Annotated in this window: 23 protein-coding genes; 3 read left to right on the top strand and 20 right to left on the bottom strand. The window is 36.1% G+C overall.

All coding sequences use genetic code 11. The annotated features are described in order from the left end of the window. Positions 1–9: 9 nt before the first annotated feature. The 15 genes from lgt to ABF682_RS03130 form a co-directional block, all read right to left on the bottom strand. The gene (lgt, locus tag ABF682_RS03200; RefSeq protein WP_415618995.1) at positions 10–843 is read right to left on the bottom strand and encodes a prolipoprotein diacylglyceryl transferase; all 834 of its coding nucleotides are present in this window, start codon (positions 841–843) and stop codon (positions 10–12) included. Between the two features lie 17 nt (positions 844–860). Next, positions 861–1,799, bottom strand: a complete 939-nt coding sequence (gene hprK / locus ABF682_RS03195) for an HPr(Ser) kinase/phosphatase (RefSeq protein ID WP_289977900.1) — start codon at positions 1,797–1,799, stop codon at positions 861–863. Between the two features lie 48 nt (positions 1,800–1,847). Then, the gene (locus ABF682_RS03190) at positions 1,848–2,192 is read right to left on the bottom strand and encodes a phage holin family protein (RefSeq protein ID WP_289977898.1); all 345 of its coding nucleotides are present in this window, start codon (positions 2,190–2,192) and stop codon (positions 1,848–1,850) included. 24 nt (positions 2,193–2,216) lie between these two features. After that, complete coding sequence (locus tag ABF682_RS03185; RefSeq protein WP_289977897.1) at positions 2,217–2,522, bottom strand: PspC domain-containing protein; 306 nt, start codon at positions 2,520–2,522, stop codon at positions 2,217–2,219. 113 nt (positions 2,523–2,635) lie between these two features. Beyond that, positions 2,636–3,307, bottom strand: a complete 672-nt coding sequence (phoU, locus tag ABF682_RS03180; protein WP_289977895.1) for a phosphate signaling complex protein PhoU — start codon at positions 3,305–3,307, stop codon at positions 2,636–2,638. Positions 3,308–3,499: 192 nt separating this feature from the next. Further along, positions 3,500–4,903: a two-component system histidine kinase PnpS gene (pnpS, locus tag ABF682_RS03175; RefSeq protein ID WP_415619029.1), complete on the bottom strand. Its 1,404-nt coding sequence runs from the start codon at positions 4,901–4,903 to the stop codon at positions 3,500–3,502. Further along, on the bottom strand, positions 4,881–5,621 hold the full coding sequence (locus ABF682_RS03170) for a response regulator transcription factor (RefSeq protein ID WP_289977893.1): 741 nt from the start codon (positions 5,619–5,621) through the stop codon (positions 4,881–4,883). The genes pnpS and ABF682_RS03170 overlap by 23 nt, the downstream gene beginning before the upstream one ends. A gap of 18 nt (positions 5,622–5,639) precedes the next feature. Further along, complete coding sequence (locus tag ABF682_RS03165) at positions 5,640–6,788, bottom strand: PDZ domain-containing protein (protein ID WP_415618994.1); 1,149 nt, start codon at positions 6,786–6,788, stop codon at positions 5,640–5,642. Between the two features lie 421 nt (positions 6,789–7,209). Next, positions 7,210–8,097, bottom strand: a complete 888-nt coding sequence (ftsX, locus tag ABF682_RS03160; RefSeq protein WP_289977888.1) for a permease-like cell division protein FtsX — start codon at positions 8,095–8,097, stop codon at positions 7,210–7,212. After that, positions 8,087–8,776: a cell division ATP-binding protein FtsE gene (ftsE, locus tag ABF682_RS03155; RefSeq protein WP_289977887.1), complete on the bottom strand. Its 690-nt coding sequence runs from the start codon at positions 8,774–8,776 to the stop codon at positions 8,087–8,089. The genes ftsX and ftsE overlap by 11 nt, the downstream gene beginning before the upstream one ends. Positions 8,777–8,879: 103 nt before the next feature. Then, positions 8,880–9,993, bottom strand: a protein-coding gene (gene prfB / locus ABF682_RS03150) for a peptide chain release factor 2 (protein WP_415618993.1) whose coding sequence is annotated in 2 segments (ribosomal slippage) — positions 8,880–9,920 and positions 9,922–9,993 — 1,113 coding nt in all. Because the reading frame shifts where the segments join, the coding sequence is not laid out codon by codon here. A 94-nt stretch (positions 9,994–10,087) separates the two neighbouring features. Continuing rightward, the gene (secA, locus tag ABF682_RS03145) at positions 10,088–12,451 is read right to left on the bottom strand and encodes a preprotein translocase subunit SecA (RefSeq protein WP_289977883.1); all 2,364 of its coding nucleotides are present in this window, start codon (positions 12,449–12,451) and stop codon (positions 10,088–10,090) included. Positions 12,452–12,624: 173 nt separating this feature from the next. Continuing rightward, positions 12,625–13,167, bottom strand: a complete 543-nt coding sequence (hpf, locus tag ABF682_RS03140) for a ribosome hibernation-promoting factor, HPF/YfiA family (protein WP_289977881.1) — start codon at positions 13,165–13,167, stop codon at positions 12,625–12,627. Between the two features lie 116 nt (positions 13,168–13,283). After that, positions 13,284–13,976: a ComF family protein gene (locus ABF682_RS03135; protein ID WP_415618992.1), complete on the bottom strand. Its 693-nt coding sequence runs from the start codon at positions 13,974–13,976 to the stop codon at positions 13,284–13,286. Then, on the bottom strand, positions 13,973–15,301 hold the full coding sequence (locus ABF682_RS03130) for a DEAD/DEAH box helicase (RefSeq protein WP_415618991.1): 1,329 nt from the start codon (positions 15,299–15,301) through the stop codon (positions 13,973–13,975). The genes ABF682_RS03135 and ABF682_RS03130 overlap by 4 nt, the downstream gene beginning before the upstream one ends. On the opposite strand from ABF682_RS03130, the gene ABF682_RS03125 reads away from it, so the two are divergent. Continuing rightward, positions 15,296–15,979: a YigZ family protein gene (locus ABF682_RS03125; protein WP_415618990.1), complete on the top strand. Its 684-nt coding sequence runs from the start codon at positions 15,296–15,298 to the stop codon at positions 15,977–15,979. The genes ABF682_RS03130 and ABF682_RS03125 overlap by 6 nt on opposite strands. Positions 15,980–16,237: 258 nt before the next feature. Here ABF682_RS03125 and ABF682_RS03120 read toward each other — a convergent pair whose 3' ends face one another. The 4 genes from ABF682_RS03120 to groES form a co-directional block, all read right to left on the bottom strand. Then, positions 16,238–17,341 carry a glycosyltransferase family 4 protein gene (locus ABF682_RS03120; protein ID WP_289977871.1) on the bottom strand — a complete coding sequence of 368 codons (1,104 nt, stop codon included), beginning with the start codon at positions 17,339–17,341 and terminating at the stop codon, positions 16,238–16,240. Positions 17,342–17,465: 124 nt separating this feature from the next. Next, on the bottom strand, positions 17,466–19,295 hold the full coding sequence (locus ABF682_RS03115) for an APC family permease (RefSeq protein WP_289977869.1): 1,830 nt from the start codon (positions 19,293–19,295) through the stop codon (positions 17,466–17,468). A gap of 362 nt (positions 19,296–19,657) precedes the next feature. Further along, positions 19,658–21,283, bottom strand: a complete 1,626-nt coding sequence (gene groL / locus ABF682_RS03110; RefSeq protein WP_289977858.1) for a chaperonin GroEL — start codon at positions 21,281–21,283, stop codon at positions 19,658–19,660. Positions 21,284–21,318: 35 nt separating this feature from the next. Then, positions 21,319–21,603, bottom strand: a complete 285-nt coding sequence (gene groES, locus ABF682_RS03105) for a co-chaperone GroES (RefSeq protein WP_289977857.1) — start codon at positions 21,601–21,603, stop codon at positions 21,319–21,321. A 176-nt stretch (positions 21,604–21,779) separates the two neighbouring features. Between groES and ABF682_RS03100 the strand changes: the two genes are divergently transcribed. Continuing rightward, positions 21,780–22,412, top strand: a complete 633-nt coding sequence (locus ABF682_RS03100; protein WP_415618989.1) for a lysostaphin resistance A-like protein — start codon at positions 21,780–21,782, stop codon at positions 22,410–22,412. A gap of 44 nt (positions 22,413–22,456) precedes the next feature. Here the strand turns inward: ABF682_RS03100 and ABF682_RS03095 are convergent, their stop codons facing one another. Then, positions 22,457–23,113, bottom strand: a complete 657-nt coding sequence (locus ABF682_RS03095; RefSeq protein WP_289977855.1) for a redox-sensing transcriptional repressor Rex — start codon at positions 23,111–23,113, stop codon at positions 22,457–22,459. A gap of 228 nt (positions 23,114–23,341) precedes the next feature. Between ABF682_RS03095 and ABF682_RS03090 the strand changes: the two genes are divergently transcribed. Next, a complete protein-coding gene (locus ABF682_RS03090) occupies positions 23,342–25,282 on the top strand; it encodes an ABC-F family ATP-binding cassette domain-containing protein (protein WP_415618988.1) in 1,941 nt (646 codons plus the stop codon). Positions 25,283–25,635 lie beyond the last annotated feature (353 nt).

Raw genomic sequence — 25,635 nt, 5'->3', positions numbered from 1 at the left:
AAACCACTCCTATTTATGATAAGTTTCATCAGTACCATCCAGATACCATGAATCTAACGGTCTCCAATAGCGGCGCATTACTAACCAAACCACAGCACCAAAAAATAATATGACTGATAGCCACTGTGAAACTCTCAACGGTCCAAGCATAAGACTATCTGTACGCATTCCTTCAATAAAGAATCTTCCAAATGAATACCAGATCACATAGGCAAAAAAGACCTCTCCGCGCTTAAACAAATGTTCTCGGTGTCGCAATAACATCAGAAGAACAAAACCTGTTAAATCCCAGACCGATTCATATAAAAACGTTGGCTGATAATATGTTCCAGCGATATTCATTTGTTTAATTATAAAATCCGGTAAATGTAATCCCTGCAAAAAAGATAAAGTAGTTACTCTTCCATGTGCTTCTTGATTCATGAAGTTGCCCCAGCGCCCTATTCCTTGCGCCATAATCACAGTAGGTGCAGCTACATCAAGCATCAACCATGATGAAAATCCCCTTTTTTTACACAGTGTCACCAAAACTATTACAGCTCCAATCAAGCCGCCATATATTGCTATTCCACCATCCCAGATACGATAAATCTGGCTTAAATTCTGCGAGTAATATCCCCACTCGAAAATAACATAATAAACCCGTGCACAAATTATTGCTACTGGCAGTCCCCAGAGAATTAAATCATAAATATTATCTTCAGCAATTCCTCTTTTTTTTCCTTCGCTCACAGAAAGATATGTAGCAATCACCACTGCACTAGCAATAATAATTCCGTACCATCTGACCTCAATTGGACCTAAGGAAAAAGCAACTGGATTTAACACACCCAAAATTGGCATAAATAAAAAACACATCCTTACTTATCTGAATTCTCTTGAATAAGACTATTCAAATTTTGCTCAAACCGTTTTGTTGCATCATATCCCATCGTTCTGGCACGATAATTCATCGCTGCGGCTTCAATGATAATTGCCAAGTTACGCCCGATTTTTACTGGTATTGAGATCTTAGCAATATCTACATCAAAGACTCTTAGCTTCTGTTCGCCAGTTCCTAAGCGATCAAATTGCTTATCAGGATCCCAATTTTCTAAGTGGACAATCAATGAAATATCGGTCTCAGAGCGAACAGCCCCAGCTCCGAAAAGATTCATGACATCAATAATCCCAATTCCACGAATTTCAAGCAAATGCCTAAGAATTTTCGGCGCTTCACCAATAATTGTCTGTTCATCCTTTTGATAAACATCTACCCGATCATCTGCGATCAATCGATGTCCTCTCTTAATCAAATCCAACGCAGTTTCCGACTTACCAACACCAGAATCACCTGTTATTAGGACACCCAAGCCATAAATATCGACTAGAACACCGTGTAGTGACTTTCTTTCTGCCAATTGTGTCTCTAAAAAATCTGTAACCTTGGAAGACAAGCGAGTTGTGGGTAGCTTTGAACGTAAGACCGGTATATTATGCGCCTTGGCTGCTTCATCTAATTCTTCCGGTACAGGCAAATAACGAGAAATTATAAAGCAAGGTGTAACATCTTCTACACACAATTGCTCCATAATTTCTCTGCGTTTTTGTTTATCCATCTTTCTAGCAAATGAAACTTCTGTCATTCCAAAAAGTTGAATACGTTCTGCTGGATAATAATCAAAATACCCTGTCAATTCAAGACCTGGCCTTGATATATCACTTGTAGTTACCATTTTTGTGCTTAGATACTTGCCACCTGAAAATACCTTCATCCCTGTTGCTCTAACTAAGTTCTCAACACTCACCATATCACTCACTTAAAAAGCCCTCCCAAAAATTTAATTCTTCTAATCAAAAAGCTTTCTCTAACGCTTGAAATAATTCGTTACTACAATATTTACCAAACTAAGAATTAAAGCTAACAAAAAAGCAGCACCGAAGTTCGCAAATGCAAACGAACTGCCAACTAAATAAGAAGTCAATTCAAGCATGAAACCATTGATAACAAAGTAAAATAGCCCCAGAGTCATAAAAGTAATCGGTAATGAAAAAAGCAGTAATATTGGCTTCACAAACATATTAAGCAGTCCTAGGATAATTGCTGCAAGAAGCGATATCCAAATACTGGACACATGAAATGCCTGCGGGAAAAAACCAGCCGCTGAAACAAATATTACCGCATTAACCAAGGCCCCACGCCAAAAAGACATCTATAATTCCTCCATAATTTTAATTTAATGGATATCCTTTTCATGAACATCCTTAAGAACCTTCCGTGAACTTTTTCTTTTTTCCTGTGGATTGTCTTGACTCCCTTTTCTAAACAGCACAGAAAATAAACTGCTTTCCTCAGATGGAATTAAGACAGTACACATTAAATAAATACCCACAATCAAAAACGTAATATGCGGTATAACTGCTAAAACGATAAAAATCACTCTCAAAATCCAAGGATTAATACCAAAATACTTAGCTATCCCGCCACATACACCAAAAATAACTCGATTATCTGATCGTCTCATTTTTTTACTAGCCTTCACAGCTGCTTCTCCTCCTAACAAATAAATAGGTCTTCTATCAGAATTTTACAGTGTCATAAGATGTTTAGCAAATTATGTAAAAAGGAGCCTTCAAATTTAATAAAAAATAAATTTTAATATTGTCTAGTATTTGGGTTCAACTCAACAATTTCTCCTCTCTTGAGAAAAATTATCCACTCACAAACATTGGTTACATAATCGCCAATGCGCTCTAAATAAGTAGCAACCAAAGTATAATATGACCCACTAATAACCAAGTCAGAGTCCTCTTGCATTATCGTAACACATCTCTTCCTGATTTTCCTAAGCTCCTCATCTAAAAATAAATCATCCTTTGCAATTCTAAGAGCTCTTTCTTCACTCTTTTTCATATAAGCATCGAGTACACTCTGAAACATTTGGCAGACATATTCACCCATCTTAGCAGTCTCAACCTCTATTTCAGCAATTCTTTGCCTTCCTTTTATATTCACGGTAGCATGACTGATACTCACAGCATGATCCCCAATTCTCTCAATATCAGAGCTCGCCTTTAAAATAGTAATAACATCTCTTAAGTCCTCAGTTACTGGTTGATACAATGCAATTAACTCAAGGGTCATCTTCTCTAAATCATTTTCACAATTATTTATCACAAGGTCCTTTTCAATCACAGACTCTGCAAGTTCCTTATCATGATTCACGAAAGCCTTAGTTGCGCGAAGTACCGCCTCATTGACCATCATACCTAATTCCGCAAATCTAACGTGTAACCTTTTCAACTCATCGTTAAATGTTTTACGCACACTAACGCCTCCTTTTCTTATAATTTTTATCAGAGAAAATATTCCAATTATTTATTAGGTTAGATTCTATACTTTTATTAAAACATACGCAATCCTTAGTAATAATTCACTCTACAAAAAAAGGCCGCAACAAAAAACAATTCTTTGTAACAGTCTCTGGATTAATAACTCATCTAGCTTGCAAGGATTTCTTTACGCTTTTTGTACATCTAATTCTATCGGAAATTTTATTATGAACTTAGACCCAACACCAACCTGACTTTCTAACATAATCTCGCCATTCATTGCCGCAACATACTCCTTAACGACAGATAGTCCCAGTCCTGTTCCTCCGCTATCTCGTGAACGCGAGACATCAATTCTATAGAAACGTTCAAAAATCCGCTCTTGCTTGTCTTGCGAAATTCCATAACCATTATCTCGAATACTGATGCTCCAACTTTTCTCATCAATTGAACCATCAATCCAAATTTTTCCTTGAAAACTATTATACTTGATTGCATTTTGAATTAGATTATCAATGACATGTCTCAATTTATTCTGATCCATACTAACCACATATTTCTCGGATATTTCCAAAAAGACCATAATTTTCTTTTTTTCCAGCTGGGGCTTAAATGTCTTTAAAAGTTCAGCCACATAGACCCTTAAATTAATTTCCTTCAAATTCAATTCTGTGTTTGCATCAATTCTTGCTAAGGATAAAATATCTTCAACTAATTCTGTTAGTTTCAGACTTTCCTTATGAATAATTGCCAAAAACTCCTTTAGAGCCTGCTTGTCTTCCATTGCACCTTGCAGTAAAGTTTCACTGAATCCGGTTATCGCTGTAATCGGAGTCTTCAACTCATGGCTGACATTTCCTACAAAATCCAACTGCATTCTCTCAATTTCTTTTAACTCTGTAATATCATACAACAGCACCATCACTAAAAGACGGTGCTTGCTGACCGGAACATAAACAACATGCGCATCAACAACCTTATCTGTTAAATCAAGTCGAATTTCACTATGCTGATCTTCCTGTGAAGAAAACGCAGCCTCAATCAGACGACTCAAATCGTATGTTCTAATTTCATTAATGTAGATTTGCCCTTGTAAATTCATTTCACGTCCCATCAAATCACTCATGGCGTGGTTACTCATATAGATCTTCCTGTCCTGATCAAGAATCATTACACCAATCGTAAGATATTCAATCAGCGAAAAGTAACCTCGTTGCTGAACCGTAAAGTTCTTGGTGAAATCATGTTGTCTATTCTCAAGCCTGTTGATTGTCCGCGAAATTTCATATAGTGGATCACTGGGCTCAAGCAAAATATGACCTGGTTTTTTTCCTTCAGTAATATCGTTTAACTTCTGCGAAAGTAACTCCAACTCTTGCTTGCCTTGTTTATATCTAATATACCTAAAACTTACCTCAACTCCAGCCAATAAGGCTGCAAAAATAATAATCAATAGGCCTTCACTGGCACCTAAAATTTCCTTTAAGCTTGTACCCTTCTCGGTCGTAAGAATCGAAAGTAGCGTATATATAACCGCAATTATTATAATAAAATCAATAATAAATGCCCTAATTATCTTGATTGCTTTCACCTTCAAATCGATATCCAAATCCTCTGACAGTTTCTATATAACTTGGTTTTTTGGGGTTCTGCTCAATCTTCTCCCGCAAATGGCTGACATGCATGTCTACCATTCTAGTTTGCCCAACATAATCGAATCCCCAAACACCATTTAAAAGCTTATCACGACTTAATACCCGGTGTTTTCTTTTTATAAAATATGCAAGTAATTCAAATTCTTTAGGTGTTAGTTTAACTTTCTCTCCATTCTTCGTAACAGAATAATTTACTAAATCGACCGAGAAGTCTGGAAAATGATAAACTTCTTCTGGTTCCACTTCGCTTTCTATCCTATCTTTGGTAGCAAGATTGTTATCAGGAACTTCCTCAGTTCTTCGAGCAATGGCCTTTATTCGTGCTATCACCTCTCGTGGTGAAAATGGCTTGGTCAAGTAGTCATCGGCACCAAGTTCAAGTCCAATAACCTTATCATACTCTTCACCTTTTGCCGTCAAAATCATAATAGGTGTTTTTACTTTTTCCTGTCTTAATCTCTTAGTAATTTCCAACCCATCCATCTTTGGCAGCATTAAATCCAATAAAATAAAATCGAATTTGAAATTACGCCCCTTATCAAACCCAGTCTGTCCATCAAGTGCAGTGTCAACCTCATAACCAGCCTGTTCCAGATTATACTTCAATAATGTTACTATAGACATTTCATCATCAACTACAAGTATTTTTTTCACTACATTCCCTCCAAAGAATTAATGAAACAATATTACCCCGATTTCGTGTGGTGAATTCGCAAAAATTGCACTCTCGGTTAATTTCAATTGACCTTCATATGTTCTAACTTTTAATTTGCAATACGCTGAATTCTTTTGCAACGCCTCATAAAACTCTGACTCTGTTGTGACAGAAATTCCATTACACGTAATGATTACATCCCCGATTTCCAGATTCATCTTTGCAGCAGGGGTTTCAGGTTGAATTGCAACGACTCGAATTCCATCGTGAGTTTCAGCATACCATTTGCCCCTTCTCTTCATCCTTGCATACCTTTGCACAAAGCGCAAGGTAACTACCAAAAGTAATATGACAAATACAAAGATTCCAGTAACCGGGACCAGGAACCCTAATACCGTTCCAACTACAGCGATAACAAGTTCCTCTCGCGTGTTAACTTTCGCCCCTTGTAACTCTGACTCAACCTTGTTACGCCAAAGTCTTAGTGTCCAAGAAATCCATAACGGTAAAACAAACAATGTAAATGATTGCCCACCAACGTTAAAGACAGGCCAAAATGAAATAACACTGTGTATAAGGTCCCCAGGCACAAGAACAATCAATGGCAGAACTGTTTGGTCTTTCAAAGAATACCTAATTAATCTTCTGCCACGCTTTCCGTTATATACTTTTGGCTGAAAAAAGCCCTGCTTGTAGCTTCTTAACATTATTAATTTCGTCAAATAAAAAATTGATAAAATTGCAAAAACAACACCTGGTTTAATCCCATCCAAAAATTTCAAGCTTGCCGGGATAGTTAATTTGTTACTAAGCAGTTGTAAACTAGATATTCCTATTGTACTTCCAGTAAAAAGTAATAACAAAACAGTATTCAAATCTATGTATAATGACAAAACAATACCAATAACTGCAACTCCCATATAAATAAAAATCCACTGTTTTGTAAGTTCCAGTCCTAATAAGATAGTAATGCTCGAACTTAATAATCCTAATTTGAACGCATTTTTTATATAATAGCGTCCCTCAAAAAAATCATTATTTATTGCTGTTCTAAAATATTTCCGTTCATTTTTTATTCTTCTCAAATAACCAAAAAAAATTACCATTAGGCCAAACAAAACAACTGGATTTAGAATAAGCAGCATCCCAAAAAATATAAGCTCCACCTTAATCACCCTCCCAAGCTACTTAATATCCATAGTTTATAGTATAACAATATATTATGATTAGTACAAAAAGTAACAAATTACGCAGCTAGCAAATCTCTAAAATCAAGGACTTGATTAAGCCCAAGAAAAGAGGATGTACTATGGTGAAGTGCATTACAAAATTTGAACACTAACACGATTACGAACATGGCATATACTTTAATTAGCTCAGAATTTTGATTTGTATAACATGTTTACTCAAAATAAAAAAAGTTAGGTCAAAATTTAGCTTTTGACCTAGCCCTTTCAATGATTACGTATAAATTAGTTCTACAATCCATCTTACTCTTATATCATGCTGTCACAATTGTACAACTTCAATAAAAAATATATCCGACAGTTCTAAAGCTTTTATCACCTATTAAATTCACTGCTACTGCTAAATTCTAAGAAAACGTCTCATTGAAATTCCAGAACCAATTGCGCCAATTACAATCCCAATCAAAATGAGCAGCGTGTCAATCTGAAACAAAAAGACACTTGGGGTCAATAGTCTATATCCTGTACTGGCAAGCGAATTTGAAATAATTCCATAGAGCCATACATACCCGAAATCGACAACAAGAATCGGAATAATCGCACCAAATAATCCCGTCCAAGCTCCTTCAAGAATAAAAGGCCACCTAATAAAGCCATTGGTTGCACCAACCAGACGCATAATTGCAATTTCGTTTTTCCGTGATAGAATTGTAATTCTAATTGTATTAGAAATTAAGAAGACGGCAACAAAAAGCAATAACAAGCTTATGGCAATTCCCCATCTTTGAATGTTGTCAACAATATTGAACAGTTTTTTTGCAGAAGCTCCACCATATTTTGCATCGTAAACATGCTTCATCTTCTTTGCTTCTTTAGCAATTTTAACCGTTTGCTCCGGTTTCTTTGCACTCACAACAAAAACATCATTTAACGGATTATCATCACCGCCGAAAAGCTTGAATTCTTTCCCATAACTACCAATTACATTTTTGAGTTCTTGCTCTTTACTAGAAAATTTAATTTTGCTGACTGAATGAAGCTTCACTAGGTCCTGTTTTAGTTTTGCTTCTTGTTTATTAGTCGTCCCACGATTAATAAGAACTCTGACCTGCACATCATTTTCAACATCAGAAGCAACTTTGTTAACATTCATTAGAATTGAAAATAAAATGCCAACCAAAAGAAGGGTCACCGTAACTGCACTAAGCGCAGCAACAGACATCCAACCATTACGTTTTAAGCTCTTCAAGCTTTCAATCACATGTCTTTTAAACGTACTAATCTTCATCTTGGAAAAATCCTCCTTCAGTCTGATCACGAACAATTTTTCCGTCTTCTATTTCTAAAACACGGTGCTTATATTGATCGACAATTTGACTATTATGTGTAGCCATTACAACCGTCGTTCCTTCACCATTAATTCGTTCAAGAATTTCCATTATCCCAGCAGCGGTATCTGGATCTAAATTACCAGTTGGTTCATCAGCAATTACGACTTCAGGTTTGTTAGCAATGGCACGCGCAATTGATATTCTTTGCTGTTCCCCACCTGAAAGTTCATCGGGAAACGCATTTACTCTATCCTTTAATCCCACCAAGTCTAAAACATAATTTACCCTTGTTGCAATTGTTTCTGGATCCTTTTCAATCACTTGCAGTGCATAAGCAATATTTTCAAAAATAGTAAGCTTTGGTAAGAGCTTAAAATCTTGAAAAACAATCCCTAATTCGCGTCTTAAAAATGGAATTTCACTACTTTTAATCTTTTGTAATTCATAATCATTTACTATGATTTCACCAGAAGTAGGATGCTCTTCCCGATACATCATCTTAATAAATGTCGACTTTCCAGCTCCACTGGGACCAATCACGTACACAAATTCACCCTGTCGAATCTTAACACTAAAATCGTTTGCTGCTAAGACTTCATTGGAGTACTTTTTAAACACATGTTTAAATTCAATCAAAAGGATTTTCCTCCTTGTATTTTGATATACCCCAAATATTATATCATTAATACAAAAAGCAATATTGCAGCAACGTTACAATTTAATTTCAATTAGTTTATTATTACGGGTTTCTTAATTGTAACTCGTACTGCAAGAATGCATTTATAAACCCATCTAAATCTCCGTCCATAACACTTTGTGCATTTCCCGTCTCGAAATTTGTCCTGTGATCTTTTACCAATGAATAGGGATGGAATACATAAGATCTAATTTGTGACCCCCAACCGATTTCAAGCTGTTGTCCTTGAATAGCAGCCTTTTTCTTTTCCTGTTCTTCCAGTTTTAGCTGATATAATTTAGACTTTAACATGCTTTCGGCAGTTGCACGGTTTTGAAATTGTGAACGTTGTGCTTGACTAGATACTACGATTCCCGTCGGAATATGGATTAGGCGAACTGCTGAAGATGTCTTATTGATATGCTGTCCACCTGCACCACTGGCACGAAAAACTTCCATCTTAACATCGTCTGACCTCAACTCAACTTCGATATCATCTCCCAATTCAGGCATCACATTGATTGATGCAAATGAAGTATGACGCCTTCCAGCAGCATCAAAGGGTGAGATTCGCACTAATCTGTGAACCCCTTTTTCACTGCGCAAATATCCATAAGCATTGGTTCCCTTAATCATTAATGAAACACTTTTGATCCCTGCCTCATCTCCAGCCTGATAATCTAAAACTTCCACTGAGAAATTGTGCTGTTGTGCCCAACGATCATACATTCGCAGCAACATTGAACCCCAATCTTGTGATTCAGTCCCACCAGCACCTGGATGTATCTCTAAGATAGCATTGCTCTTATCGTACTTACCGCTTAACAAGAGTGTTAGCTGATAACTATTCATCTTCTTCTGTGCACTTTCAATTTTTTCATCCAATTCAGCAATGATCTCTTCATCCGGTTCAAGCTGAACTAATTCCAGAAGAATTTTAAGTTCAGCAAGTTCATCAACCAATTCTTTAAAATTATCATGTTTGATCTTCAATTCATTAGTCTCTTCGATTAATTTTTGAGCTTCATTCTGATTATTCCAAAAATCTGGATTAGCCATTTGCGCTTCATTCTCAGAAATTCTGATATCCAATGCATCTAAGTCAAAGAGACCCCCTAAAGTCTGCGACTTGTTCATTCATTTTTTCGATAATTCGCTTGTAATCACTTATTTCCATTTGTATACCTCTTTTTCTCTATTAATAACTAAAGAGTCTCAACATATGCCAGTAAAACTGAACATGTCAAGACTCACAAGTACTATCTAAATTATTACCGTTTGATATCCTGTCTAATTTCAGCTTTCAAGAATAAGCGGGTAACATCATACTCAATATCCCCAATCATCTGCTCAAACATTCTAAACCCATCCGTCTGATATTCAACTAATGGATTCAATTGTCCATAGCCACGTAGTCCAATAGATTGGCGCAATTGATCCATTTCATCAATATGATCCGTCCATCTTGAATCAACTACTCGTAAAACAACAACTTTCTCAAATTCCAACATTTGCGAAGCATCATATAATTGTTTTTCTTTCGTTGCATAGTTAGCATCTGTACAATCCATCAAGTAATTAACAATTTCTTCAGGCTTTTTGCCTTGCACATCCTTAATTGTAATACTATCTTCATTAACCATCGCACCAATTGCAAAATCAAGAATTGCCTGTAAATTCCAATCTTTCTGTTCCCCTTGTGTATGCATCTGCACAAAATGTTCAACAGTACGCTTAATCATTGCTAGAATAATTGGTTTAAGTGATTTTTCTTCCATAATGACCTGTTGTCTTTGCGCATAAATAACTTCACGCTGTTCCCGCATTACATCATCATATTGCAACACTTGTTTACGCGTATCATAGTTATTCCCTTCTACACGCTTTTGCGCTGATTCAACTTGACGTGAAATCATCTTACTCTGAATAACAGCATTCTCATCCGTAACTTTAAATCGTTCAAGAATTGCCTTTACTCTTTCAGAACCAAAACGCAACATCAAGTCATCCTCTAATGAGAGATAAAATTGTGTTAACCCCGGATCACCCTGACGGCCTGAACGACCACGCAACTGATTATCAATTCGGCGAGATTCATGACGCTCAGTCCCAATAACAGCTAATCCACCAACTTCACGAACACCAGGCCCTAATTTAATATCAGTCCCACGACCAGCCATATTAGTAGCAATTGTCACTGCACCACGCTGACCCGCATTCATAATGATTTCGGCTTCCTTAGCATGGTTTTTAGCATTCAAGACTGCATGCACAATTCCTGCTTTATCCAAAAGTTCTGACAACAACTCAGAAGTCTCAACTGCAACAGTCCCAACAAGAATTGGCTGTCCTTTTTCATTGCGTTCCTTGATATCATCAATTACCGCCGTAAATTTACTCTCTAGAGTCGGATACAGCAAATCTGGGCGATCCTCACGCAGAACCGGTTTATTAGTAGGAATGGAAATAACTTCCATATTGTAGATTTCACGAAATTCCTCTTGTTCGGTCTTAGCAGTACCTGTCATACCAGCAATTTTCCTATACATTCTGAAGAAGTTCTGATAAGTAATATTAGCCATTGTCTTCGTTTCTTGTTGAATCTCAACATGTTCCTTGGCTTCAATTGCTTGATGGAGTCCATCTGAATAACGACGTCCCTCCATAATACGCCCTGTAAACTGATCAACAATTAAAACCTCACCATCAGAAACAACATAATCTTTGTCGCGTAACATTATAAAGTTTGCACGCAAAGCATTATCCAAATGGTGTGTTAATGCAGTATTATCGGGATCATACAAGTTCTCAAGCCCGAAATACTTCTCAGCTTTCTTGATACCTTCTTCATTCAAAGAAGCAGTTTTTGATTCAAGATCAATCTTAAAATCAGCTTCTTCGGTTAAAGTCTTAGCAAAACGATCTGTTCTAGTATATAAAGTTGTAGACTTTTCAGCCTGTCCCGAAATAATCAAAGGGGTCCTGGCTTCATCAATCAAAATTGAATCAACTTCATCGACTATTACAAAATTAAGTGGCCTTTGGACCATATCCTCGCGATAAACAACCATGTTATCACGAAGATAATCAAATCCTAGCTCACTATTTGTTGAGTATGTGATGTCACATTTATATGCATTTCTCTTCTCATCTGGCGATAGATTCGAGACATTCAGTCCAACTGAGAGACCCAGCCAAGAGTACAACTCACCCATCTCTCTTGCATCGCGTGCCGAAAGATACTCATTAACAGTCACGACATGCACCCCTTGCCCAGCAAGTGCATTTAAATAAACCGGCATAGTAGCCGTCAAAGTCTTACCTTCACCAGTCTTCATTTCGGCAATATCACCCTCATGCAAGACTACCCCACCAAAAATTTGAACCCTAAATGGATATAGTCCAAGGACTCTTTTTGCGCCCTCTCGGACAACAGCAAAGGACTCTGGTAGTAAATCATCTAAAGATGTCCCTGCTGCAAATTTTGCCTTTAATTCTGGTGTCTTTGCTTGTAACTCTTCATCACTTAAGGCTGCCATGTCATCAGCGTATGCTTCAACTTTATCAGCAATTTTTCCCAAGCGTTTTAATTCTCTATTGTCACTTTCGACCCATTTTCTTAGGACATTTGCCATGTCATATTTCCTTTCCAAAAAAATCAATATAAAAATTTATCCTGTTATTTAAAAAAACAGTATACCACAATGTATCTTATCATCAATTGCCTTAATTTGAAACAATTATAACAGATTTTAAATTTCAAAAAAAGACGAGCCTATCTCCGAAGAGAACCGCCCGTCTTTTGTGATTAATTTTCTGTAGATTCAATCAAACCATATCTACCGTCTTTTCTGCGGTAAACAATATTAACACCATCTGTCTCTGAATCTTCATAGATAAAGAAGTCATGCCCCAACATATTCATCTGAAGAACAGCCTCTTCACTATCCATTGGTTTCAATGAGAAATGTTTGGAACGAACAATGTCAAAACCATTCTCATTTTCTTCCTTATCATCTTTTACTTGAACACTTGTGAATCCTTTTTCACGTGACTTGCGATTAATTTTAGTTTTATGCTTGCGAATTTGACGTTCTAGCTTATCTGTCACTAAGTCAACACTAGCGTACATGTCTGCCGACGTCTCCTCGGCCCTCAGTACAAGGTACGGTAATGGAATAGTAACCTCAACCTTGGCGGTCTTATCGGAATAGACCTTTAAATTGACATGGGCCGTCGAGTTAGAAGTATCTTCAAAATATTTTTCTAATTTAGTTAACTTCTTTTGAACATAACTCCTGATTGCCTCTGTGACTTCGATATTTTCTCCACGAATATTGTACTTAAGCATAACAAACCTCTCCTTTCACAACTCAACACCATCACTCACTAAAATAAATCAGCAAGCAAATATATGCTATCTTTATTATAAAAGAAAACGTTACAATTAACAAATATTATCCTTAGCTATCTTGCAAGTGTGATTGATTTTATTTCTCTTGCACCTGCATTCTTCATTATTATTGCGGCATGATACAATGTACGACCCGTTGTATAAATATCATCAAGTAATACTATATTTGTCGCTTCAACTTTTACACCACTATGAGTATTCAATATAAATGGCTGACTCATTGTTAAACGCTCTCGCCTATTCAATTTTGATTGCTGTATTTTCTCACAACTTTTTACTACGAGCAAATCTGTCAACTTCAATCCTGAAAACAAAGCTTCAACTTGATTAAACATCCTTATCTGGAAACTCTGAAAAGAAAGTGGAATCGGTACGTACAACCATCCTTTACTATATTTTTTTTGAATAACTGCTTTTAATTCTTCATTGAAGATATTAAAATAATAATAGTCTCCCATAAACTTAAACCTTTCAAAGTATGTCTTCATTGCTTCGTTATACTCATACAATGCGGTATTCCCTAATAAGTCATCATATATTTTTTCCCATTTCTTGCAGTCAACACAAAGCTCTTTCTTATTCATTCTTCTTCCACAACCAGGGCAGTTAGGATGATTAATTAATATCATGAAATTATTGTGGCAATTCTTGCAAAGAAAGCTTTTCCGTGGCTGCTGTAAAGAAAGTACCCATGCAAAATCAAAATATTCATTGATTCTGCCTTGACACATTAAGCAATAATTCATTTTTTATTTTTTCCTTTCAAGTTAAGTGCAACAATTTGCTTCCTTGCATTAACTACATTCCTTTTTTTTCGACTACACAAAAAAACTACATCTCCGTCAGGACACTGAGTACTTCTACCAACCCTACCAGCAATTTGGACAAGAGATGCACTATTGAAAAGCTCGTCATCCGCACCTAAAACTAAAACATTCAGACCGGCAAAAGTTACGCCGCGCTCAAGAATAGTTGTGGTTACCAAATATTGAAAAGCTCCATCTCTCATCTTCTGAACTTTTTCAATTCGTTCCTTATCAGCAGAAAAAACGGTTTCTCCCACACATCTTCCTTTAATAAACTTTTCAATTACAATGTTTACATCTTTTAAAAAATCAATTCGTGATACAAAAATTAGAAAAGGGGCTCCACTATCAATCCAAGTATTTATGGTTTTCCTGATATTATTGCAAATTTTTCCTTTCTGTAATTCCTTTAACCACTTCGACCTGATAATTAGCTTTGGAACAGGCAACTCGTATCCATGATATCTGGAAGGAAGATATTCAACTGCTAATTTTTTCTTCCGTACTTGACTCCTTAAAAAATTAGTGGGTGTCGCTGTTAACATAATTAGTGAACTAACAGGTTTTCTAGCTGAACTAACTGCATTCAGCAGCATTGTATCACCCTTAAATGGAAAAGCGTCAACTTCATCAATGATAAGCATATCAAATGCATTTTTAAAACGTAACAATTGGTGTGTCGTACAGATTACTAATTGTGTATATTCGTATTTTTCTGTCTGATAGCCATGTAAAAGAGCCATTGTAGTGCATGCGAATGCCGCTTTTAATCTCGGGTATAGTTCATTACAAACATCAACTCGTGGTGAAGCAATACAAACTCTTTTGTGTTGCTTAAAGGCAGCGGCCAGACCCGCAAATAATATCTCAGTTTTCCCCGCACCTGTGACTGCCCATAATAAAAGATCCTTGTTATTTTGCTGAATCTGAACTACTTTCTTTGAGCATCTTAGTTGGTTTTGAGATAATTCTCCCTCCCACGTCAATGGATTAGAAATATCAAAAAAATGATTAGGTTCTTCTATCGTGTATAATATATGTTGTGTTGTAAGTCGTCCAAGCATTATACATGCGGGACAATAATATTGTTGATTGGGTAAAAATGCACGTTGCTTTATGGTTCTTTGCTTACATCTATTACAAATTATCGTATTTTTCTGTACTTTAAGAGCGTCTTTTTTGACAAAGCAAGTTTCATCTTCAATCATGATTTGGTCTGTCTTTTTTAACGTCACCCATCTTCCAAAGAAATCTTCTTTTTGCATTACCACACCACCCTGTCAAAGAATAAATACGCAAAGGAGTTGAATGGCATCGAAAGTTATTTAACTATTGGAAAAGAAAATTCTGCTGAACTAATAATTAAAAAGTCAACTTTTATCTGTAATGTCGCACACACAAATACTGAACAAGATGCGCAACAGTTTATTGAAAAAATTAAAAAGCTTAACCCAAAGGCAAAGCATAACTGTTTCGCTTATTTGATTGGCGATAAAAATGATATTCAACGTCAAAGTGATAATGGCGAACCTTCAGGAACAGCTGGTATCCCAATTTTGGATGTACTTCTAAAAACAAATGTTCGCAATGCAACTGCTGTCGTAACAAGATATTTTGGTGGAATAAAGCTTGGAACTGGTGGATTAATCAGAGCATACGGACGAGCAACGACATTGGCTTTGAAGAATGTAATTGTTTTGATAAAGCAACAAAATATTACGGTGATAACAATTAGTTATTCTCAACTCGGTCGACTTCAAAATTTTGCCGCAGAAAATCAGCTAGTTGTCGACTCAATTTCTTATCAAGAAAATATTCGACTTTTACTTGCAACAAACCTTGCCGAAACATCTGTAATATTAGCAAAAATAAAAGACTTGCTGAATGGGCAAGTCAAATTCAAACCAAATGGAACAAAGTATATTGAAATACCGCAAAAATAAATAAAATCGGAATCTACGACAACACATTGAGCCAAAAGCTGTCTTTTAACCCAACCCCTCATTGCACATTTTTCTTGCCAAAAGAGGCTGTATCAAAGTTAAATTTTGACACAGCCCTTTCTATTTATTACAAATAAAAGTGTTTCATAAGTCAAAATTCTCCGTCTAACTTCAAATTACTCATAGTAAAGTTCTTGCTATGTTCGTAGTTTCTAGTTGATACTCAAATTTCCACGACTTTGTACTTTGTACTATCCGTTATTTCTTATTCTTAGATGAAAATTTATGATCCTTTATCTTCAAAACCTTCCCTATCCACTTCAATACAGGTCTTCTCTCAGGCCCAACTAGCCCAATTGATTCCACAAATAATTCAAGCCCTATCAAGGTTGCAACAGTCAATAAGATTGAACCTCCTAAATTGGAAATCGGATACAGCAATGAAATCATTGAAAATATGAGAGCTATCCCATATATCACAAGAACCGTTTGTGTATGAGACAATCCCATTTCCATTAATCTGTGATGCAAATGATGTTTATCAGCTTGTGCAATTGGTTTTTTATTTAAAAAGCGCCGTAATATTGCAAAAACAGTATCTGTAATTGGAACCCCAAGTATGATCACTGGAATAATTATTGAAATAAAAGTTGCATTTTTGAGTCCATAAAGGGAGAAAGTTGATATCATGAAACCAATAAAAAGAGCCCCTGTATCCCCAAGATAAATTTTAGCCGGATGAAAATTATATGGTAAGAAACCTAACAGAGCTGCTACCAGCATAAAAATCCAAACTGAAACATATGTACTTGTAACCGTCAAGAAGAAAAAGCCTGTAATTCCAGTCGTAAATAAAGCAATCACCGATACCCCAGTGGCAAGCCCATCAAGTCCATCAATCAGGTTAACTGCATTAGTAATGGCTAAAATCCATATTAAAGTAATTGGAAGACTTAAAATCCCCAAATTGAGTGTACCCAAAAAAGGAAGTGTCAAAGTCGTCATTCTTATATTTGCAAAAAAATAAATTATTAACCCCGCAATTGTTATCCCTAATATTTTTTGTTTAGGTTTAAGTTCAAAAATATCATCAATTACACCAGTCAGAATTATTACACATTCAGCTGCAAAGAGCGGCCAAAACTGGCTACTTGGATATTCTTTTCTTAAGATAAAAATATTTGTTATATTAAAGGCCAAAAAAATTGCAAGGCCTCCCATTGTCGGCATCGGTGATTTGTTGACACGCCTAGCATTCGGATTATCAACCGCGCCTATTTTGAACGCCAACCGTCTAACAAGCGGCGTCAAAAAAAACGAAAATGCCAGTGTTGCCAAAAAAGACGTAACAACTGTATACATACGCCGTCCTCTTTCTTTTTTCTTTAATCAAATTAAAGAAGAGCTTAATTATCTACTAGATTATATAACCAATCTTGGTTATTATAACATAAACCCTGATAGGTTTTATAGAGCCCTATAAAACCTATTTTTTTAAATGATAGCTGTACGTTGATACAATAATGTTCTCACGTGAATTTAAAACGGCACGTAATCTTAAACTAGTCTGGTTGTGTAAAATGTTTTGCCATGGTTTACGCGGTACAAATTGTGGCACTAAGACTGTCATTGAGTAATTCTTTTCCGCCGAGTTCTTAGCAATAACATCGCAAAAACGTAAAACAGGGGTTGCTACTGAACGGTATGAAGAATGTAAATCAACAAAGCGTACATCTGGGAATGATTCCTTAAATTCCTTTGCAGTCTCATGTTCCTTTTTGGGGTTCTCATCAAATGAAACATGCATTGCGATTACATAATCACCGATTGATCTTGCATAATTGATAGCTCCAGTCGTCACATGAGTTACTGAACTTACAAGGACAATTACAGTTGAACCATTGTAATCATGAAGTGAGGCTTCTTCACTCAAGCGTAACTGGGAAGCAACCATGATATAATGATTATGAATTTTTTGAAATGCAAATAATAAAACCGGCATAATTATCAAATATGGCCACACATTTTGAAAATGTAGCAAGAACAAAAACACAACTAAAAGAAATGAAATAATTGTTCCTAACAGATTAACAAGGGAATTTAAAATCCAATTGGTTCCTCTTTCTCTGAACCAATGAATGATCATCCCCGACTGAGAAAGTGTAAACGGTACAAAAACACCGACTGCATACAAAGGAATTAATAAGTTGGTTTGCCCATGAAAAATTAAGATTAAAACAATCGCTCCAACTGCAAGTGAAATAATTCCATTTGAATATGCCAAACGGTCTCCTTTGTCCATATACATATGTGGCATAAATTTATCTTTTGCTAAATTATAAGCTAGTATTGGAAATGCTGAGAATCCGGTATTAGCGGCAACTGCCAGTATCATAGCTGTCGAGAATTGTAGGAGATAATAAAAGATTCCCTTACCGAAAACCGCCATTCCTATTTGAGATAAGACCGTTTCTTTGTTATTAGGAAGAACACCCAGATAATAACTCAAGAAAGTAACTCCTGTAAAAAACGCACCTAGAATTACGGCCATCAGAGCTAAGGTATTAGCGGCATTTCTTCTTTTAGGTTTTTTAAAATTAGGGACTGCATTACTAATAGCTTCCACACCCGTCAAGGAAGATGATCCCGCTGAAAATGCCTTAAGAAACAAGATTAAAGACATTCCAGGAACTGCTCCCCCTATTGGTGCAGGCGCATTATATTGAACCTTATTCGTAATAATATTGAATAATCCCCATCCAAGCATCGAAACCAAAATAGTAATGAATAGATAAACTGGAAATGTTAAAAAAGAAGCTGATTCACGCATGCCGCGCAAATTCAAAGTCATAATAAATAAGACAATGATAATTGCAATAGCAATACTATATGTCCTCAAAAATGGAATTGCTGAAGTGATTGCCTCCGTCCCGGAAGTTACAGAAACGGCTACAGTCAACATGTAATCAACTAGCAATGAACCACCTGCAACTAAGCCGACTGGTGTTCCCCAGTTCTTTGTTGCAACAATATATGCACCTCCGCCAGATGGATATGCATGAATAATTTGTCGATAGGACAATGTTATTGCAAACAATAGAATCAAAACAATCCCAGCTGCTGGTAACGCATACCACGTAGCCGCAGCAGATAAGGCCACCAAAACTGCTGTAATTTGCTCAGTCCCATATGCTACTGATGATAATGCGTCAGAAGACAGCAGAGCCAAGGCTTTGAACTTTGTTAGTTGTTGGTTACCCTCATCTGCAGTTTTTAAAGGTTTTCCAATCAATAATCGTTTTAAATAGCGCCACATTTAATTTCCCCTCTTTGATAAATAAGATAATCAAATTCTATGAAATAGTATTATTTTACTATCTGCTAATTCCCTATTAAAACAATTTATCACACTTTACATTCAGTTGCACCCTCAAAATAAGAACAATCTTACTATTTTGCTTAATAAAAAGGGCTAAATCAAAATATACATTTGATCTAGCCCTTTTTATTAATAAACCTTAAACATGTCATATGCATCAATTTTTCTCTAACTTCAAATTACTTAAAGCCAAGACCACACTGCATCCTAGTGAATTCAAGTTAATACTAAGATTTTAATAGCTTAAGCTTATGTCAGTCACACTTACTTTAACTATCATAAGCCCAATCAGTTAGTTATTACATCATTCCGCCCATGCCTGGTGCAGGAGCAGCAGGGGCAACAGGAGCTTCAGGAGCCGGTACCTCAGCAACAACTGCTTCTGTCGTTAACAATAATGCAGACACACTTGCCGCATTTTGTAAAGCAGAACGCGTGACCTTAGTTGGATCAACAATTCCAGCTTCTACCATATCAACCCATTCATCTGTAGCAGCATTGTAACCAATTCCTGTTTTTTGTGATTTTAACTTTTCCACAATCACAGAACCTTCAAGTCCTGCGTTAGCAGCAATTTGACGGACAGGTTCTTCTAAAGCACGCTTAACAATATTAATACCGGTTTGAACATCACCAGTCTCTTCCAATTCGGAAACTTTGCCAATAACGTTAACCAATGCTGTTCCGCCACCAGAAACAAATCCTTCTTCAACAGCTGCTCTAGTAGCATTCAATGCATCTTCAATACGATACTTACGTTCCTTTAATTCTGTCTCAGTTGCTGCTCCGACCTTAACTACAGCTACACCACCAGCAAGTTTAGCTAGGCGCTCTTGTAGCTTTTCACGATCAAAATCTGAAGTTGTTTCAGCAATTTGTTTCTTAATTGTATTTACACGCTCAGCAATCTCAGACTTATTGCCGGCACCCTCAACAATAGTAGTCTTTTCTTTTGTCACAGTAATCTTGCTTGCAGAACCAAGCTGATCAACCGTTGTATCTTTTAATTGGAGACCTAAGTCTTCTGTAATAACAGTCGCACCAGTCAATGTAGCAACATCTTGCAACATCTCTTTACGGCGATCACCAAAGCCTGGAGCCTTGACAGCAACAACATTGAACGTTCCACGAATCTTGTTCAAAACAAGCGTAGGTAAGGCCTCACCATCAACATCATCAGCAATGATTAACAATGGACGCCCTTGTTCTACAATTGATTGTAAGAGATTGAGAACTTCTTGAATGTTTGAAATCTTCTTATCAGTAATCAAAACATATGGATTGTCTAAATCTGCTTCCATCTTATCATTATCTGTAACCATATATTGTGAAAGGTATCCACGATCAAATTGCATTCCTTCTACAACATCCAATGAAGTATCAATTCCCTTTGATTCTTCAATTGTAATAACACCGTCATTTCCAACTTTTTCCATTGCATCCGCAATTAACTTTCCAATCTCTTCACTAGTTGAAGAAATTGCAGCAACTTGAGCAATATCACTCTTTGATTCTACTTTGTGTGACATTTCATGCAGTTCATCGACTGCAGCTTTTGTTGCCAACTCAATTCCTCGACGAATACCCACTGGATTTGCACCTGCAGTTACGTTCTTCATTCCTTCCGTAACAATTGCTTGTGTCAATACAGTAGCAGTTGTAGTACCATCACCTGCAATATCATTTGTCTTTGAAGCAACTTCCGCAACAAGTTTTGCTCCCATATTTTCAAAGTGATCTTCAAGTTCAATTGCCTTTGCAATAGTTACACCATCATTTGTAATTGTTGGTGAACCATAAGACTGTTCCAAAACAACATTTCTTCCTTTTGGACCAATTGTTGATTTAACCGTATTTGCTAACTTATCAACACCTGCAAGCATTTTTGAACGAGCATCTTCTGAAAATTTAATTTCTTTTGCCATTAATAATTCACCTCATAGTCGATTTATAATAATCTTTAGTCTACAATTGCAACAATATCTTTTTCATGAACAACCAAATACCCTTTTTCTTCGTATTTGACCTCTGTGCCAGCATATTTATCAAACAAAACTGTTTCACCGACTTTGACTGATAAAGCAACCTTTTCGCCGTTATCTAAAACTCGGCCTGCACCAACAGCTGCCACTTTTCCTGTTTGTGGCTTTTCTTGAGCATTGCTAGCAATCACTATACCGCCAACAGTTTGTTCCTCATCTTTTTGAACTTCCAAAATAACACGATCTCCTAAAGGTTTAAGCACTGTATATCCCTCCAATATTGTTTTGCTTTTAGCACTTTATTAGTTCAAGTGCTAATCACAACTATTACTATAATCAATTCATGCTAAAAATGCAAGTTTTTTATCACTCTAACTGCAAGAGTGCTAAATTAATATATGCTATACTAGACCTATTATTAAAGTGAATGGAGCTAACTATGAATATCAGAAAAAATTCTTTCGTACTACTCGTAACATATCTTGTTGTCATGCTATTTCCGAATCTTTTTTTTACAGTAAGCAAAAGTAATCTATTGCTGTTCATCACAACTAGTATTGTGGGAACTGCAGGAATATTCTGTATGTTCTACCTTAACCAGAAATTTCCGTTTGCGAACCATATTGATTCAAAAAAAAGCTCCCTGACTTCAGTACTATTATTAGGTATTTTGGGAACAATTCTAGCTTTTCTTGTCCAAAAAGTAACAATGCTTGCTGAAATTTATTTTCTACATCAACCAGCGGTCTCCGAAAATACAAGCCAAATAATGACAATTATCGCTCACTATCCTTATTATTTAATATACGTAATAGTTGCTGCACCGGTAATGGAAGAATTTATTTTTCGCAAAGTATTCTTCGGTAACCTCTCAACCTTTATTAATCCAATGGGAGCTGCACTCTTCTCAAGTATTCTTTTCAGCATTGCTCATGCTGACGGGCACTACTTAACCTATGCTTGTTTAGGACTAGTTTTGAGTTTTGTATACTACAAGGCTCACAATATTAAAGCACCAATCATTACTCATATACTTATGAATCTTCTGGTTGTTGCACTTCAACTAAAATAAAAAGCCTTACCGCAGTAAGAACTTTAGCAAAGCATTTTTAGCTGTTAATCTTCTGATGGTGTTTCAGCTTCATCACCAAATTTATTCAGGAAATAAATTAGGGTTTGTAATTCATTTGTTAGATCAACGTTCTGAACTCTAACAGTACTAGGAACTGTAATTCTAAGCGGCGTAAAATTAAGTATTCCCTTAATTCCAACATCAACAAGCTCTTTTGTAACCTTTTGAGCGACACTGGATGGAACGGTTAAAATTACAATCTCAATTTGCTGAACTGTTAACTGCTCCTTCATATCAGCCATATCATAAACCGGGACACTACTTTGAATTGTTCCAGTGATATCCTGATTAATATCAAAAGCAGCACTAATACGCACATTATTACTCTGATGAAAATTATAATTCAAGAGCGCATGCCCGAGATTACCAACTCCAATCAGTGCTACATTTGTTAACTGGTCTTGCTTTAAGGTCTTCTTGAAAAAAGCAAGCAAGCTGTCCACATCATACCCATATCCTCGTTTTCCTAGAGCACCAAAGTATGAGAAGTCTCTTCTAATTGTTGCGGAATCAACCTTAACAGCATCTGCGAGCTCGGTTGATGAAATTCTTTGTTTGCCTGCATCCGATAAGAAGTGCAAGTAACGATAATAAATTGGCAGTCTTTTGGCTGTCGCGTGAGGAATTTTTGATGTTACCATTGTTTGTCTCCCTTCATTAATAAATGATTCAGTCTTTTTATGTAGTATAGCACATTCCTTGTGAAGTTACGTATTTAACTATCTTCACAAGCAATAATGTTGTACACTATATTTTACCGTATTCATGCTACACTAAAATACATTCACATGCAATAGAATGAGCAATTACTTACCAAGTTTCACAAAGATTATAATTGCTATTAATTTTAATATTCAAGAGGTGTTTTTATGATTTTACTTCAAGTACAAAATGTTGAGCGTCTATTTGGAAGTGATGTTCTCTTCCAAAAAGTTAACCTTGATGTTCAGGAAAGCTCAAGGATTGCTCTCGTCGGGCGAAATGGAGTCGGCAAAACGACATTAATTAAAATGATTGTTGGCTTGCAATCGCCTGATAATGGTCAGATTACAAAAAATAAAAAAATGACAATTGGCTATCTTGCACAAGAGAACGGTTTAGATTCCTCAAAAAGTATTTATGCAGAAATGCTTACTGTTTTCAATGATTTAATGAAAATGGAGGTCAAACTGCATGAACTAGAAAATGCAATTGCAAACTTTAATCATTCTACCCAATCAAAATCACAGTATGACACACTTCTTGACAGTTATGACCAGCTATCGCACAACTTCAAAGAAGCAAACGGTTATGGCTATGAATCAGAAATTCGAGCTGTTCTTCACGGCTTTAAATTCTATGAGAAGGATTTTTCAACTATCATTGGAACCCTGTCTGGTGGACAAAAAACTCGATTAGCACTTGCAAAACTATTGTTAGAAAAAAATGACCTATTAATATTGGATGAACCAACAAACCATTTAGACATCCAGACTTTAGGCTGGTTAGAAGGCTATTTACAATCATATTCCGGTGCTCTCTTAATCATCTCACATGACCGCTATTTCCTTGACAAAATCTCTCAGGAAGTTTGTGAACTCACACCAAGTGGGGCGGAGCATTACCATGGGAATTACTCTTCCTATATTGAAGAAAAGGCAAAACGTTTTCAACAGAAAATGAAACAATATGAAAAACAACAAGAAGAAATTGAAAAACTTGAAGATTTTGTTACACGCAACATTGTACGTGCATCAACAACAAAGAGGGCTCAAAGTCGCAGAAAACAGCTTGAAAAGATCAAGCGCATAGAGCGGCCCACTGACGGACAACAAGGACCTCATTTTCAATTCACCGCGGATCGGCAAAGTGGCAATATTGTCCTAACTGTTAATAATGCCTTTATCGGTTATGGAAACAATCCCATCTCGGGTCCAATCAATATTGATTTACGAAAACATCAGATGATGGCAATCGTTGGCAGCAATGGGATTGGCAAGTCAACCTTATTGAAAAGCATCCTCAGTAAAGTCCCTCTGATCAGTGGAGAATATTCGTTTGGAACAAATGTAGATACAGGCTACTACGATCAGGAATTAAGAAATTTGCATACTAAAAAGACTGTCTTAAACGAATTATGGGATGAACATTCTACCACTCCTGAGAAGGATATCAGATCAATTTTGGGAAGCTTCCTTTTTTCTGGAGATGATGTAAAGAAAGTTGTTCATAATCTTTCTGGCGGTGAAAAAGCTCGTTTATTGCTGACAAAACTTGCATTTAATCACGATAACTTCCTAATTTTCGATGAACCAACTAACCATTTAGACATTGATAGTAAAGAAGTTCTTGAAGAGGCACTTCTAAACTATAATGGAACTGTTCTCTTCATTTCACATGATCGTTATTTCATCAACAAGGTTGCAACCAGTGTGCTCGAAATATCTGAGAATGGCAGTCAGCTTTACTTAGGTGACTACGACTACTATGTTGATAAAAAAGAAGAACAGCTTTTACTTGCACAACAAAATGAGCAAAATAAAGTCGTAATTACTAAGGAAAAACCAAATAAAAATAATTATCAACTTAATAAAGAGCAGCAGCGACAAGAAAGAAAGCTGCGTCGTGAAGTTGAAGAGATTGAAAAACAACTTGAGAAGCTCAATTCTGAAGAAGAAGAAATTCAAAAACAGATGACACTTCCAGAAGTTTATTCCAATCTGCAAAAGAGTAATGAATTGCAGGTGCTACTAAAAAATACGCAAAATACAGTATCTAATTTGGAAAATTCTTGGGAAGAAAAAAGTATGGAGCTTGAAAACTTTGCTTAATACTATAGTATTAGTTCTAATAGAAATTATCTGCTTTAGTTTCTATTAGAACTTTTTTTATCTTGCTATGATAAAATAACAGAAGAAACAGGGCAGAATGTATCAAAAAATATATTAGTCTACAAAACCTAATTGCTGTTAGTTTGGATAACGACAGTATCAATGACTTTTCCAAAAAATAAAGGTCGTTTTTTCGACTATTTGCACCCATTGCTCAGCACATTAATCTCAGAAAAAAATAGGCAATTAATCACTACTCGTATTTAAGCAGCAACTAATTACCTGAAAATTGATGAGCAATTGTGAAAAAATGCATTATCATTACATTCTTTATTTTTAAATCGACAGCAAAA

It is taken from the genome of Liquorilactobacillus sp. (assembly GCF_047719775.1).
Classification (GTDB): domain Bacteria; phylum Bacillota; class Bacilli; order Lactobacillales; family Lactobacillaceae; genus Liquorilactobacillus.
The sequence above is the reverse complement of the archived record's forward strand: the minus strand, read 5'-3'. Positions and strand labels throughout refer to the sequence as shown.

Excerpts from the sequence above, each read along its gene's own strand:
- groL (WP_289977858.1), bottom strand. The coding sequence starts at position 21,283 with ATGGCAAAAGAAATTAAATTTTCAGAAGATGCTCGTTCAAAAATGCTT.
- ABF682_RS03190 (WP_289977898.1), bottom strand. The coding sequence starts at position 2,192 with ATGTCTTTTTGGCGTGGGGCCTTGGTTAATGCGGTAATATTTGTTTCA.
- ftsX (WP_289977888.1), bottom strand. The coding sequence starts at position 8,097 with ATGAAGATTAGTACGTTTAAAAGACATGTGATTGAAAGCTTGAAGAGC.
- ABF682_RS03115 (WP_289977869.1), bottom strand. The coding sequence starts at position 19,295 with ATGTGGCGCTATTTAAAACGATTATTGATTGGAAAACCTTTAAAAACT.
- lgt (WP_415618995.1), bottom strand. The coding sequence starts at position 843 with ATGCCAATTTTGGGTGTGTTAAATCCAGTTGCTTTTTCCTTAGGTCCA.
- ABF682_RS03135 (WP_415618992.1), bottom strand. The coding sequence starts at position 13,976 with ATGAATTATTGCTTAATGTGTCAAGGCAGAATCAATGAATATTTTGAT.
- ABF682_RS03095 (WP_289977855.1), bottom strand. The coding sequence starts at position 23,113 with ATGGTAACATCAAAAATTCCTCACGCGACAGCCAAAAGACTGCCAATT.
- ABF682_RS03120 (WP_289977871.1), bottom strand. The coding sequence starts at position 17,341 with ATGTATACAGTTGTTACGTCTTTTTTGGCAACACTGGCATTTTCGTTT.
- ABF682_RS03090 (WP_415618988.1), top strand. The coding sequence starts at position 23,342 with ATGATTTTACTTCAAGTACAAAATGTTGAGCGTCTATTTGGAAGTGAT.
- ABF682_RS03100 (WP_415618989.1), top strand. The coding sequence starts at position 21,780 with ATGAATATCAGAAAAAATTCTTTCGTACTACTCGTAACATATCTTGTT.
- hpf (WP_289977881.1), bottom strand. The coding sequence starts at position 13,167 with ATGCTTAAGTACAATATTCGTGGAGAAAATATCGAAGTCACAGAGGCA.
- ABF682_RS03130 (WP_415618991.1), bottom strand. The coding sequence starts at position 15,301 with ATGCAAAAAGAAGATTTCTTTGGAAGATGGGTGACGTTAAAAAAGACA.
- secA (WP_289977883.1), bottom strand. The coding sequence starts at position 12,451 with ATGGCAAATGTCCTAAGAAAATGGGTCGAAAGTGACAATAGAGAATTA.